Annotated in this window: 11 protein-coding genes and 1 tRNA gene; 9 read left to right on the plus strand and 3 right to left on the minus strand. The window is 33.4% G+C overall.

What is annotated here, in order from left to right; translation table 11 throughout:
* Window positions 1–36: 36 nt before the first annotated feature.
* The 8 genes from AC4BBX_RS01225 (at window position 37) to AC4BBX_RS01260 (ending at window position 12,482) form a co-directional block, all read left to right on the plus strand.
* Window positions 37–840, plus strand: a complete 804-nt coding sequence (locus AC4BBX_RS01225; RefSeq protein ID WP_490454668.1) for a DUF1803 domain-containing protein — start codon at window positions 37–39, stop codon at window positions 838–840.
* 585 nt (window positions 841–1,425) lie between these two features.
* Window positions 1,426–3,369: a 1,4-alpha-glucan branching protein GlgB gene (gene glgB / locus AC4BBX_RS01230; RefSeq protein ID WP_490454669.1), complete on the plus strand. Its 1,944-nt coding sequence runs from the start codon at window positions 1,426–1,428 to the stop codon at window positions 3,367–3,369.
* Window positions 3,369–4,511: a glucose-1-phosphate adenylyltransferase gene (locus AC4BBX_RS01235; RefSeq protein ID WP_490454670.1), complete on the plus strand. Its 1,143-nt coding sequence runs from the start codon at window positions 3,369–3,371 to the stop codon at window positions 4,509–4,511. Before glgB ends, AC4BBX_RS01235 begins: the two co-directional genes overlap by 1 nt.
* Before the next feature lies 1 nt (window position 4,512).
* A complete protein-coding gene (glgD, locus tag AC4BBX_RS01240; protein WP_490455735.1) occupies window positions 4,513–5,652 on the plus strand; it encodes a glucose-1-phosphate adenylyltransferase subunit GlgD in 1,140 nt (379 codons plus the stop codon).
* Window positions 5,653–5,655: 3 nt separating this feature from the next.
* Complete coding sequence (glgA, locus tag AC4BBX_RS01245) at window positions 5,656–7,086, plus strand: glycogen synthase GlgA (RefSeq protein WP_490454671.1); 1,431 nt, start codon at window positions 5,656–5,658, stop codon at window positions 7,084–7,086.
* Window positions 7,087–7,178: 92 nt separating this feature from the next.
* A complete protein-coding gene (locus AC4BBX_RS01250) occupies window positions 7,179–9,617 on the plus strand; it encodes a glycogen/starch/alpha-glucan phosphorylase (RefSeq protein WP_490455736.1) in 2,439 nt (812 codons plus the stop codon).
* A complete protein-coding gene (locus tag AC4BBX_RS01255) occupies window positions 9,598–11,472 on the plus strand; it encodes a glycoside hydrolase family 13 protein (RefSeq protein WP_490454672.1) in 1,875 nt (624 codons plus the stop codon). The genes AC4BBX_RS01250 and AC4BBX_RS01255 overlap by 20 nt, the downstream gene beginning before the upstream one ends.
* 266 nt (window positions 11,473–11,738) lie before the next feature.
* Window positions 11,739–12,482 (plus strand): hypothetical protein, encoded by a 744-nt coding sequence (locus AC4BBX_RS01260; RefSeq protein WP_490454673.1) that lies wholly within the window; start codon window positions 11,739–11,741, stop codon window positions 12,480–12,482.
* 41 nt (window positions 12,483–12,523) lie between these two features.
* Here AC4BBX_RS01260 and AC4BBX_RS01265 read toward each other — a convergent pair whose 3' ends face one another.
* Together AC4BBX_RS01265 and AC4BBX_RS01270 are read right to left on the minus strand one after the other, a co-directional pair.
* Entirely contained in the window at window positions 12,524–12,787 is a 264-nt protein-coding gene (locus tag AC4BBX_RS01265; protein WP_490454674.1) for a hypothetical protein, read from the minus strand.
* A gap of 197 nt (window positions 12,788–12,984) precedes the next feature.
* A tRNA-Leu gene (locus tag AC4BBX_RS01270) sits at window positions 12,985–13,067 on the minus strand.
* A 188-nt stretch (window positions 13,068–13,255) separates the two neighbouring features.
* On the opposite strand from AC4BBX_RS01270, the gene AC4BBX_RS01275 reads away from it, so the two are divergent.
* Window positions 13,256–14,473, plus strand: a complete 1,218-nt coding sequence (locus tag AC4BBX_RS01275) for a pyridoxal phosphate-dependent aminotransferase (RefSeq protein ID WP_490454675.1) — start codon at window positions 13,256–13,258, stop codon at window positions 14,471–14,473.
* A 42-nt stretch (window positions 14,474–14,515) separates the two neighbouring features.
* Here the strand turns inward: AC4BBX_RS01275 and AC4BBX_RS01280 are convergent, their stop codons facing one another.
* Window positions 14,516–14,695, minus strand: a complete 180-nt coding sequence (locus AC4BBX_RS01280; RefSeq protein ID WP_490454676.1) for a DUF2187 domain-containing protein — start codon at window positions 14,693–14,695, stop codon at window positions 14,516–14,518.
* Window positions 14,696–14,722: the final 27 nt, after the last annotated feature.

Genomic DNA, 14,722 nt, shown 5'->3' on the forward strand with positions numbered 1-14,722 from the left:
TTGATTTCTGAGGTGTCTTTTTGATAGGAGAAACAAATGAATGTTATTGTAGAAATAAAAGATCGAGCATTAGGAGAGCTATTAGCTTCTGATTTTTTCAAACAACTTCTTCCGCTTTTGGAAGATAAACCAACATTAAGACAGTTGAAAAAATCTCTGGGAAACAAGATAGAAAAAAACTTAGACCAATTAGTTAGAAAGAACATTGTAAATAGAGATGACCGTCATTATAGTTTGAATATTCCATTGTACGAAGAAGAAAAGGTTGTTTCTGTTTGGGTAGCTAAAATTTTAGATTTTATTGCTGAAACTTCAGAAGACGTTTCTAAAGTTTTGTATCAATTAGCAAGTATTCCAGAGCAAGGAGTCTATGGAATCACAGATAATCAAATTTTTAGTTACACTCATTCAGTAACAAATGGAGAGTTGATGGTTGCGTCTGTTTCTAGAGATGAATGGTCTGGAACGTTACCGAGTTATTTTGATTACTTAAGAAGTAATCAATTAAATCAGAACATGTATGGAGAGGTGCAATCTATTTTAGGAGATGTTGCAGTAGATTATTATTTGGATCAAGTCCAAGTAATTGTTGAAAAAATAATACAAAAACGACGTCGAATTCGCAATAGTATTTTCCTCCATTCCCTTGAAGAGTTTCAGATAGTAAAAGATGGGGAGTTGATTGTGCCATTGTATTTAAAATTAGGGCCTATTTCTTTTTTTGATGAATTTGCTGAACTTACAAGCTGGACGCGTCGAATAATTATAGGCAAAGTCATGGAAGAATTAAAGTTAAAAGACATTACCGTTTTATTATTAAATAAAGAGGATAAAGTGTAACATTGCTTTATTCTTTTTTTTATCTAGTCAAACATAAATTATGAAAAGTGCTTTGTTTTTTATCATTGATATAAATGGAACATTTGGTTTTAATTTTATTTTAATGTAAGTGTTTTCTTGTTTTTTGTTAGTCTAATTAAATTTCAGACAGAACATATGTATTTTTTTCGTTATTTTACGGATTTTTGATAATTTTCGAATATTTAAATCATTTTAATTTTGTGAAAAGAAAATGTAAAGTAATAGCTAAATAATGTTGCTATTTTTCTTTAATGAATGAAAATATTTTCAAACGTTTATATTTAAGCGTTTTTCAAGCATTTGAATGTGAAAAAAGAAAAGAAAACTTTGAATAAAAAGAAAATGAAATTGTGAAATTTTCTTAGTAATTAACATTTTTTTAAGGATTTCATTCTTCGGTTTTTCCTGTTGTTATTTAAAGTATTCTTAAGAAATCTTATTTTAAAAGATTAAAAATGTGATATAATTGTATTAGAAACTGAAAAATGGATAATAAACATCGCTTTTCAGTTTTTATTTTTTATCATAATTAGTTATTTATTAAAGTCGGTTAGGAGTTTTGTAATGGAAATAGGCGATGATGTTTTAAAGGCTGAAAAAAGTTTTTTAACTGGCGAAAATTTTAACTTACAAGCGTTGTTAGGTGTTCATCAGACTGATACAGGATTTACATTTAGAGTGTGGGCACCAAATGCTCAACAAATTTGGCTAGTAGGTAACTTTAATGAATGGGATGAGTCTCTTCCGCTAACTATCCGCCAAGAATCAGGTATTTGGGAAATCACTACCAACATTCCTAAAAAGGGAGATTTGTACAAATTTAAAGTCAAGCAAGCAGACGGTAAGGAATTATTAAAAATAGATCCTTTTGCCATTCGTTTTGAGCAGCGTCCAGGAACTGCTGCAGTTGTCTATCCCATTTTAGAAAAAAAATGGAAAGATGGTTTATGGCGTGGTCGTCAAAAACGACGAAATATCCAACAACGACCGTTAAATATTTATGAAGTTCATGCAGCTTCATGGAAACGTCATCCAGATGGTCGCCCACATACTTTTGCGGATTTAAAAACGGACTTGATTCCTTACGTCAAAGACTTAGGATACACTCATATTGAATTTATGCCTTTAATGGAACATCCCTTAGACATGTCATGGGGGTATCAACTAACTGGATACTTTGGAGTTTGTTCCTACTATGGGACACCAGAGGAATTACAAGATTTTATTGAAGAGTGTCACCTAAATAATATTGGAGTTTTAGTTGATTGGGTTCCAGGCCATTATTGTATGAACGAAGATGCACTTCCTTATTTTGATGGGACACCAATGTTTGAGTATGAAGATCCTGATCGTGCTAAAAACAATCGATGGGGAACCTTATGTTTTGATCTTGGAAAAACACAAGTACAGAGCTTTTTAATATCGAATGCTTTGTATTGGATTGAACAATTTCATTTTGATGGTATTCGTGTAGATGCGGTTTCTAGCATGTTGTACTTAGATTTTGACGAAGGTCCTTGGACACCTAATCATGAAGGTGGTAATCGTAATTTTGAAGGCTATTATTTTTTACAAAAACTAAATGCAGTGATAAAAAAAATCCATCCCGAAACGATTATGATGGCGGAAGAAAGTACTTCGGATACACAAATTACGGGAGCTATCGACAAGGGAGCATTGGGTTTTGATTATAAATGGAATATGGGTTGGATGAACGATGTTTTAAGATTCTATGAAATAGATCCATACTATAGAAAAGACCATTTTCGTTTAATGACTTTCTCTTTTATGTATATGTTTCAAGAAAATTATATTTTAGCTTTGTCTCATGATGAAGTAGTGCATGGCAAAAAAAGTTTAATGCATAAAATGTGGGGCGATCGTTACAATCAATTTGCTAATTTAAGAAATATGTTCACCTTTATGTATACCCATCCTGGTAAGAAGTTGTTGTTTATGGGAGGGGAATATGGTCAATTTCTAGAATGGAAATATGACCATGAGCTGGAATGGGGAAGTTTGCAAGATGAGGCAAATCAAGGCATGTTGCATTTCACTAAAACCTTAAACCAGCTATATAAAGATGAGCCAGCACTTTGGGAGTTAGAAGGGACAGAAGAGACAGTTGAAATTATTGATGCTGATAATTTAGATGAAAGTATCCTAACTTATATTCGCAAAGGGAAAAAGAAAAGTGATTTCTTGATTGTCGTTTTAAATTTAACACCTGTAGAACGACATGATTTTAATATAGGCGTTCCTTATTCTGGAACGTATCAAGAAATATTAAATACAGAAATGGAGGAATTTGGAGGTACTTGGACTAAACATAATGAAAAATCTCAAACAATTGAGAAATCATTCAAACAGTTTGATTATCAAATTCAAACAATTGTACCAGCTCTTGGTGCATTAATTCTTCGTCCAGAAAGTATTCAGGTAAGAAAGAAAAAAACAAAAAATGTTAGTCAATCGAAAGGGGGCAAGGTGGATATTTCACCGAAGTAATGAAAACAGAAATGGTAGCTATGATACTTGCTGGAGGGCAAGGATCACGATTAGGTAAATTAACTAAAAATATAGCTAAACCAGCAGTTCCATTTGGAGGTAGATATCGTATTATTGATTTTGCTTTAAGTAACTGCGCAAACTCTGGAATTAATAATGTAGGGGTTGTCACTCAATATCAACCTTTAGCTTTGAATAACCATATTGGTAATGGAGCAAGCTGGGGATTGGATGGCATTAATGCTGGAGCAACGATTTTACAACCTTACTCAAGTTCAGAAGGTAGTAAATGGTTTGAAGGAACTGCCCATGCGATTTATCAAAATATGTCTTACATCGATGAACTAGATCCTCAATACGTTTTGGTTTTATCTGGGGATCATATTTACAAAATGGATTACGAAGAAATGTTAGACAATCATAAAAGAAACCATGCTTCATTATCAGTAGCTGTTATCGAGGTACCATGGAAAGAAGCATCTCGTTTTGGAATTATGAATACGGACGACAATGATCGAATTATTGAATTTGATGAAAAACCTGCTGAGCCCAAAAGTAATTTGGCTTCTATGGGAATTTATATCTTTAACTGGGGTCGCTTAAGACAAGTATTAACAAATCTAAATGCAAAAGATAGTTCAATGAATGACTTTGGTCACCATGTTATTCCAGCTTATTTAGATAGTGGCGAAAATGTTATTGCTCATCGCTTCTCTGGATACTGGAAAGATGTAGGTACTATTGAGTCATTATGGGAAGCAAATATGGAGTTCCTAAAACCAGACATGGAATTAAATATTCGCGACAAAGCATGGAGGATTTATTCTAAAAATCCAATTTCTCCACCGCATTTTGTTACTAGCACAGGCTCTGCTAAAAACTCATTGATTTCAGATGGCTGTCATATTGCCGGAGATATTGATAACAGTATCTTGTCAGATGATGTTCAAGTGAAAGAAGGAGCAAAAGTAACTGATAGTATTATTATGTCAGGAGCAACCGTTGGTAGAAATGTTAAAATTCATAAAGCAATCATTGGTGAAGATGCAGTTATTGGCGATAATGCTGAAATTGATGGCACAGATGAAATTGCTGTAGTTGGATATTCTGAAGTGATTGGAGTGAAATTGGATGAAGACTAAGATGAGAACCAATAAAATGTGTGCGTTAGTGGGTAATTTGCATCGTTATGACGAGTTATTGCCATTAACAGAACACCGCCCATTAGCAACCCTACCTTTTGATAGCAAATATCGTTTAATAGACTTCAATTTATCTAGTATTGCTAATGCAAATATTAAATCTTTATTTATGGTATTCAATGAAGGAGAAACTCAATCTGTTTTTGACCACATTGGTGGCGGAAAAGAATGGGGATTGGCTGGTATTCAAAATCGTTTCTTCATTCATATCTATCAAGATTTCATTCGTCGTGCAGATAATAATAGTAGCTATTATGACTTAGTTATTGATTACTTAAAAAAATCTAAATCTGAGTATGCTGTATATATGGGAAGTAAAATCTTAGTAAACATTGATTTACGTGCTTTACTTCATATCCATCAAGCGCATGGCAATGAAATGACAATGGTTTATAAACGTGTATCAAAAGATATGGTTTATAAAGAAGATATTGTATTTAAATTGGGACAAGATAATCTTATTGAAGAACAACAATTAGCTAAAGATGCTGAATTAGGCGATGTGGTTAATTTATGTACAGATATTTTTATTATCAAAACTGATAAATTAATTGAAATCTTGAGAGAAAAACAAGCCAATGGAATCTTAGGCAATGTAGAAGGATTTTTAAGAGAACGAGTAGGTGAAGATACGTATGCCTATGAATATACTGGGTATCTAAATAATATTTATGATATTCCATCATACTATAGAGCGAATATGGATATGCTAGATATTTCAAAATTCAATTCATTGCTATATTCAAGTCAAAAAGTGTATACAAAAATGAAGAATGAAGTACCAACTTACTACACAGAAACTTCTGATGTAAAAAACAGCCAATTTGCAACAGGATGTATGATTGAAGGACATGTTGCTAATTCTTTAATTGGTCGTGGTTCAAATATCGAAGAAGGCGCTGAGATTGAAGGATCACTATTATTGCCAAGTACTACAATTAAAAAAGGTGCGATTGTTAAATATGCAATTCTTGATAAAAACGTAGTGGTTGAAGAACGGGTACGCATTGAAGGTACACCAGAAAATCCAGTTGTTGTGAGCAAAGGAAGTACGGTTACAGCAGATGTTATTGGGGGTTAAAAAATGAAACTTTTATTTACTGCAGCTGAATGTGCACCATTTTTTAAAACAGGTGGATTAGGAGACGTTGCTGGTGCGTTACCAAAAGAGCTAACAAAAAAAGGAATTGATACGGTAGTTGTACTACCGTATCATTCCAAAATGCCACCACAGTATAAAGAACAGTGTGAAGATGTTCTTAACTTTACAATTTACGTCGGTTGGCGTGAGCAATACTGCGGCGTAAAAAAATTAGTCCTGAATGGAGTTACGTATTACTTTATTGATAATATGTATTATTTTGATCGGGATGGCATTTATGGTTACTTCGATGATGGTGAACGTTTCGCTTTCTTCCAAATGGCAGTGATTGAATTGATGGAACGGATTGATTTTATTCCTGATGTAATCAATGTCAATGATTATCATACTGGTATGATTCCATTCTTATTAAAAGAAAAATATCGTTGGATTGAAGCTTATAGTAATATCAAAACAATCTTAACTATTCATAATATTGAATTCCAAGGACAGTATGGTTCTGAAATATTACCAAATCTTTTTGGAATGGGTACAGAACGTTATGATGATGGAACTGTTCGAATGGGTGATTCAGTCAATTTCATGAAAGCTGGAATTTTATATGCTGATCGTGTGAACACAGTAAGTCCATCTTATGCTGAGGAAATCAAAACTTCAGAATTTGGTTCAGGTCTAGATCCAATTTTACGGATGGAAAGTGGTAAACTTTCAGGTATTCTGAATGGTATTGATTACGAACTAAATAATCCAGAAACAGATACTGCTTTAGTAAGTCCATATTCTGTGGATGATTTATCAGGTAAAGCAGCAAACAAAGAAGATTTACAACGATTGATGGGCTTACGTCCGAAACCGGAAGTTCCTTTGATTGCCGTTGTTAGTCGTTTGACTTATCAAAAAGGCTTCCATTTAGTTTTAGATGAATTAGAAAACATCTTGCAGTTTGATGTTCAATTTGTCTTATTAGGAACAGGCGATCCAGTATTTGAGAATCGTTTCCAATCAATTGCTGAAAAATATCCAGAAAAATGTTCTGTAAGTATTTCCTTTGATGTGACGCTAGCACAAAAAATATATGCTGGGGCAGATATTTTCTTGATGCCTTCTGCGTTTGAGCCTTGTGGTTTATCACAAATTATCTCAATGCGTTATGGTACATTGCCAGTGGTGCATGAAATTGGTGGACTGAAAGATACTGTAGAACCATTCAATCCAGTTGAAGGAACAGGAACAGGCTTTGGATTCTCTGAATTTACATCTTATCAATTAATGGAATGCTTGAAAAAAGCGATTGATTTATATTATTCATCACCAGAAACCTGGACTGTTCTGATAAAAAATGGAATGTCTAAAGACTTTAGCTGGGAAACTAGCTGTGAAAGATATATTGATTTATATCGTAGTGTTTTATAATAGTACGTATCCGTAACACTGAAAAGACAAGTGAACAGGTCTGAACATTGTCTTGACAATGTTTTGACCTGTTTTTTTAGGGGGTAAGGACCATTTTAACAAAAGATAATTTAAAAGAAGAATTACGACAAAGGGTAAGAGAAAGTTTTGCTTTAGAATTAGAGGATGCTTCAGCAAATGAGCTGTTTTTTACTTTAGGGAATTTTGTTAAAGCTGTCTACAATGATAATTGGCGTGAAACTTGGAAAAACTATTTAAAAGAAGAGCAGAAACAGGCATACTATTTCTCAATTGAATTTTTGCCAGGGAAAATGCTAAAAAGTAACTTATTAAACTTAGGTTTATTAGATTTGGTCAGAGACACTTTAGCCGATCTAGATGTCGATTTAGAAGAGTTGGTAGATGTCGAAAAAGATATGGCGTTAGGAAATGGTGGTTTGGGGCGTTTGGCGTCTTGTTTCATGGATTCCATTGCTTCTTCAGGTCTTCCTGGAAATGGAAATGGTATTCGCTATGACTATGGTCTATTCAAGCAACAATTTGTCGATGGTTATCAAGTAGAATTACCTGATGAATGGTTAAAAAATGGGAACGTTTGGGAAATTCGTCGACCAAGTAAAGCTGTCGATGTCCATTTTGCTGGTACTGTATACATGCAAAAAAATGCTCAGGGAAAAATCAAACCTGTTGCCGAAAATGAAGTTATTTTACGTGCGGTTCCTTATGATACAGGGATGATAGGCTATCAAAATGGGATTGTTAATACTATGCGTTTGTGGGGTGTAGAAATTCCACCTTCAGAAGAAGGAAAATACAAGAGTATTGAAGAACGTCGAGTTTATGAGGATTTAACAGCAGTTTTATATCCAGATGATTCTAATGAGAGAGGTCGTACGATTCGTTTAGTACAAGAATATTTCTTTGTTTCAGCTGGTGTGCAAAGTATAGTTCGTTACTTTAAGAAATTAAATAAACCTTGGGCCGCTTTGAGTGAGAAAGTAGCTATTCATATCAATGATACTCATCCGGCATTGTGTATCCCTGAATTAATGAGAATTTTAATTGATGAAAATGATCTAAGTTGGGAACAAGCATGGGACATTACTGTAAAAGTAATGAGTTATACCAACCATACAATTATGACAGAAGCGCTTGAGAAATGGCCAATTTACCTGATGCAAAGAATGGTACCGCGGATGTATCAAATTATAGAAGAAATTGATCGCCGTTATGTTTTATCGTTGAGTGGAATTCGTTCTGATGAATTAATTCAGCGCACACGTATTATTCAAAATGATCAAGTGCATATGGCTCATTTATCTATTATTGGTAGTCATAGTACTAATGGTGTGGCAAAACTTCATTCTGATTTATTAAAATCAGTCGTTTTACATGATTTTTATACAATTTATCCAGAACGTTTTAACAATAAAACTAATGGGATTGCTCAGCGTCGTTGGTCACAATTAGCGAACGAACCAATGTCTAAAGTTTTGGATGAAACTATTGGGAAACATTGGAGGAAAGATTCTTCTGATTTACGATTGCTGTTAAATTATCAAGATGATAACGGCGTACAAGATAAATTAGCAGCTGCAAAAATGCAGAAAAAAGAAGAGCTAGCGAGCTTTATTCAAACAGAAACTGGCGTTACGGTATCTCCTCATGCGATTTTTGATGTTCAGATTAAACGTCTCCATGCTTATAAACGTCAGCTATTGAATTTGATGCATATTATTAAACTGTATTTTGATTTAAAAGATAATCCTGAGTTAGATATTGAACCACGTGTATTTATTTTTGGTGCGAAAGCCGCTCCAAGCTATACTTATGCAAAAGCGATTATCAAAGCAATCAATGAAGCAGCAAATTTGATTAATAACGACAAATCAATTAATGACAAAATTAAAATTGTCTTTCTTCCGAATTACAATGTCACTTTAGCTGAAAAAATTATTCCAGCAGCAGATGTCAGTGAACAAATTTCACTTGCGTCAAAAGAAGCTTCAGGAACGAGTAATATGAAATTAATGTTAAACGGTGCAGTTACGGTAGCTACCCTAGACGGAGCCAATGTTGAAATTCGTGATGCTGTTGGTGATGAGAATATTTGTGTCTTTGGATTGACGGAAGAAGAGGTCTACGCTTATTATGAGAGTCGGGATTATTCTTCTCAACGAATTTACGATGAAAATCCAACATTACAACGCGTAGTAAACGCCTTTGTAGATGGAACAATTCCAAACATTGAATATGAAGGACGAGAAATTTTTGATTCCTTAATTCGTTATAATGACGAGTACTTCTTGCTTCGTGACTTTGACTCTTACTGTAAAGCACAAGAAAGAATAAATGAAACTTATAAAAATCAAGAGCTATGGCGTAAAATTAGTCTGATTAATATCGCAAACTCGGGTCGTTTTTCATCAGATGACACCGTGAGATTGTACGCAGAAGATATTTGGCAAATTGAACCAATATTTGCTCATACAGAAAAAGAGGGAACTAGTAATGTCTTTAATCCGTTTTAATCCTTGGCAAAGTTATCATAAACAACCTTTTGGTGCTGTTAAAGTAAATAATCTCGCCCGATTATCCGTAGAGGTAATCGGGGAGTATGTTTTCCAAGTAGTTTTAGTTATCCATAAAGATCATCATGAAGAGCAACGAGTTTTGATGGAAAAACAAGAAAATGACTATTATTCTTATCAATACTTCTTTAATCAAGGGAAAGGTTTATATTTCTATCATTTTGAAGTGTATTCAAAAGTGGCTGATAAAGTAGTGACTGAATATTATGGAGCGAGTGAAACGGGAGGAGAAGGGAAGAGTTTTTCTTCACCTAAGGATATTTGGGAATTTCAGATTACTTGTTACGAAAAAAATGAGACAACACCTGACTGGTATCGAAAGGGTATTTTTTATCAAATTTTCCCAGATCGTTTTAATAATGGCAACCCAGATAAAAAAGTTAATGCGCCTAAGAAAAATACCTTTCTTTATGCAACAGAAGAAGATGAACCTGTCTATGTAAAAGGACAAAATGGTGATATCTTACGTTGGGATTTTTTTGGAGGTAACTTACAAGGGATTATTAAAAAAATACCTTACTTAAAAGAATTAGGGATTACAGGAATTTATTTAAATCCTATTTTTGAAGCATGTAGTAATCATCGTTACGATACTTCTGATTATTTTAAAATTGATCCAATGTTAGGGACTGAAGAAGATTTTAAAGAGCTTTTAGAAGAACTACACAAAAATGATATTCGAGTTATTTTAGATGGTGTCTTTAGCCATGTTGGACAAAATAGTCGTTATTTCAATGTTAATGGTGAATATGGTGAAGATATAGGAGCATATCGTAATCGTCATAGTGAGTTTTTTTCTTGGTTTAATTTTATCGATTACCCACACGATTATGAATCTTGGTGGGGCATTAAAGATTTACCAGAAATCAATAAACATGACCATAAATTTCAAAATTATATCTATGGTTTAGAAAATAGTGTATTAACAAAATGGAATGACTTTGGCATTGATGGGTGGCGATTAGACGTTGCGGATGAGTTGCCAGATGAATTTATTAAAGGAATTAGAAATAATTTAAGTCGTTATTCAGATGCTGTTTTAATTGGTGAAGTTTGGGAAGATGCGTCCAATAAGATTTCTTATGAGGTACGCCGAGAGTATATTCTGGGAGATCATTTGCATGGAGTGATGAATTATCCATTACGAGATGGTGCCATTGATTTATTAAATGAACGTAAATCTCCTGAGTTGATTGCTAAAGGCTTAACTCGTTTGTATGAAAACTATCCAAAAGAAATTTTCTTCAATAATTTAAACAATATCGGAACCCATGATACTGAACGTATTTTAACAATGGTTGGCAATCACGTAAAAAAATTAGATTTAGCATTTGGTTTTATGTTCTTATTTCCTGGGGTACCTTGTGTGTATTATGGAGATGAAGCAGGTCTGACTGGTAGAAAAGATCCTGAGAATCGTAAATTTTTCCCGTGGAATGGTGTGAATCAAGAAATCTATGACAACTGTCAAAAATGGATTAAGTATCGTACTGGAAATAAAACATTGGAGGAAGGAGACATGAGTTTCTTCTATACCGATGACTTATTTGGGATTTTAAGAAGAAATGGCAATGAGTATGTAGCAATGTTAATGAATCCAACTAATTATCCAAAATTTATTAGTAGAGATTTAACATTTATAGCTGAAGAAACACCAATGACTCAAGAAATTCGTAGACGTTTGACCAATCGAACCTTAAATGAAAATAGTTACTTCTTAATTAGTAGTCAACAAAAACAGCAAAGTATCGATCGTATTCGAAGTACGGTAGCTGGTTCACTTGTCGATAATTAATTATTAGAGATTTGAGATTAAATATCTGAAAAATAGAAGAGAGATATCGTTTGTAAGGATAATGAAGTGTCCCTCTACAGGGCAAAAGTCTCTCTGTTTTTCGGATATTTTTTTAATGAAAACTTATTAATTAAAGTATTTTAATTCTTTGTTTATTTGAATCTAGTAGTAGTAAAATAAGAGTATAAGAGCTTTGTAGAGACTGTCGTATTTTCTACAAATATGGTATGATAAAAGAAATATGGTGTTAAAGGAATGAGTAGATTATGGCAAATTTTGATGATATCAAGCGGAAACATTTTCGTTTTCCTGCATACTCTGATGATACAGGCGTCAAAATACAATCAGAAAGAAGATATCCATCATTTTCAACTGATGAAAATTGGATTATGACTGAAGAAGATCCATCAGCGAAAGTTTATAGAAACGAAAAAACAGAAGCGCGTTCATTAAGACGTTCACCAAAAGTGAGTCATGAAAAAGCGGGTCAAAGTATCCAGCAGAGAGAAGAATTAAAGCGTCATAAAGAAAATCTTCCAGACTATGCAAAAAAATATCAAACAGAAGTGACTCCAACAGGAAAGAAAAGACTTTTTGGAGATACCGGTCAATCTAGTTTCAAAGTTAATGAAAGAAAAGCTGAACCATCACCAAGTAACAAATCATTAAAAAGAGAATATTCAGGTCGTTCTTATTTTGTTCCTAAATATATTCCTGCTTCAATGATTCCTGATGAACCAGCGAAGGATGTTTCAAATCAAGAATTGCTTGATTCAATGAAAAAAGATAGTTACTTGATGTTTGATACAGAACCAACAGCTTTCCAAGATCGAAAAGATTCTGATCCAGCAGTAAGTAAATTTAAACAACCTAGTTCCGTTGCGATGTCTAGAAGTCAATACCGTGAACAAACAAAAAATGAAAAGAAAAAACCTATCTTAGATCGTTCTTTAAAAGGACTTATTGAAGACGAAAGTACTGAAAATGGAGCTCAAGGTTATTTTAATTAAAAAAAGTACGTTGGTTTTGTAGCCAATGTACTTTTTTAATCTTAGTGGTCGGTATGAATTGTGTGTACCTTGGCAAAATGATCGTTTTGGATGACGCAGTATCGACGGACGACAAATTGGTTTCTGCTATTATACTCTCCTGCAACTACAACAGTAGCATTTTCAGCTACTTCAAATAGAAACATTAAACTGTGAAAAGCAATCAAACAATTAATATCATTTAGATTAAATCTAACTAGAGGAGTGCCGTTGTCTAAGTGCTTTAGTATTTTTATTTTTGATATAGATCCTTTGATAGTCTTCATATTTATCAACTCCAAAGATTATTCATCTCTATTATACAAACGTATGTTCGTTTTAGTCAAGAAGATAATTTTTCAATAAAAAAAGGCCTGTGACATAGGTAGTTTAACAATAAAATATCTGTAGGATAGAAGAAAATCATTCTATTTTTTGGATATTTTTGTCTTGCTTTTACTCATGCCACAGATCCTAAATTTAATGCGGAAGACGGGACTTGAACCCGCATGAGCGTTCGCTCACATGACCCTCAATCATGCTTGTCTGCCATTCCAACACTTCCGCGATAACAATAAAATCTTACTGGTTATCTAAATGAATGTCAATAGAAGAAATAATTATGTTTTTTTTATTTTTTTACAGATTACTTTCCGTTTATTCAGAATATTTGCTATAATATGAACATTAAAAAAATAAATATACATGAAATATTGTTTATTGCTTAATCCAGGTAAGTTGAAAAGAGGATGACTATGAGAGATTTTGAGAAATCAAGTAAACTTGAAGGTGTTAGTTATGATGTTCGTGGCCCAGTTTTAGAAGAAGCGGATCGTATGCAAGAAGAGGGAGTTAGTATTTTAAAATTAAATACTGGGAATCCCGCAACTTTTGGTTTTGAAGCACCTAATGAGATTATTCGTGATTTAATTATGAATGTCCGTTCATCAGAAGGATATTCTGATTCTAAAGGTATTTTTTCTGCTCGTAAAGCAATCGAACAGTATTGCCAATTACAAGATTTTCCTAATGTGACGATTAATGATATCTATACAGGTAATGGTGTAAGTGAGTTAATCACGATGTCTATGCAAGGGCTATGTAACGATGGCGATGAAGTTTTAGTTCCTATGCCTGATTATCCATTATGGACAGCATCGGTTTCTTTAGCTGGAGGAAAGCCCGTTCATTATATTTGTGATGAAGAAAGTGAATGGAACCCCGATATTGCAGATATTCGTTCAAAAATTACTAATAGAACAAAAGCAATTGTGTTGATTAATCCAAATAATCCAACAGGAGCCGTGTATCCGAAAGAAATTTTGGAGCAAATTGTTGAGATTGCACGAGAATTTGATTTAATTATTTTTTCTGATGAAATTTATGATCGTTTGTTGATGGATGATTATGTTCATGTCCCAATTGCGACTTTAGCGCCTGATCATCCGGTAGTTACTTTTAGTGGTCTATCTAAATCACATCGTGTTGCTGGTTTCCGAGTGGGATGGATGGTAATTAGTGGAGATAAACGCCATATTAAAGATTATATTTTAGGATTAAATATGTTGTCATCTATGCGTTTATGTTCGAATGTACTGTCACAGCAAATCGTTCAAACTGCTTTAGGTGGTTATCAAAGTATTGATAAATTACTTTTACCTGGTGGTAGAATCTATGAACAAAGAGAATATATACATCAAGCAATCAATGATATTCCAGGACTTTCCGCTGTGAAACCAAAAGCTGCTTTTTATATGTTTCCTAAAATTGATACTAAACGCTTCAATATTTTGGATGATGAAAAATTTGTGTTAGACTTTTTACATGAACATCATGTTTTATTGGTACATGGTGGTGGATTTAATTGGCAAGAACCAGATCACTTCAGAATTGTGTACCTTCCAAATATGGATGATTTAAAATTGACTACTAATAAAATGCGGGAGTTTTTAGAAACCTATCGACAAAAATAATAAAAGCAGCTCTCTTGATATAGAAGAGGGCTGCTTTTCATTTTATTCGGGAAGTAAGTCACAGATTTTTTTGCTGACAACCATACGGCCGCTATATTTATCCATGATTTCTTTAGAAGGTTCGTTAATTTGTACTAAAAATGAATTTTCGTATTCTCTTTCAATGAAACCAGATAAAGTAAGGTTTTCCCATTTGAATGTTACGTTTGTTTTCGTTTCCATAAACGTCACTCCGATCTAACTAATAAA

The organism is Enterococcus sp. AMC1157 (assembly GCF_058216555.1).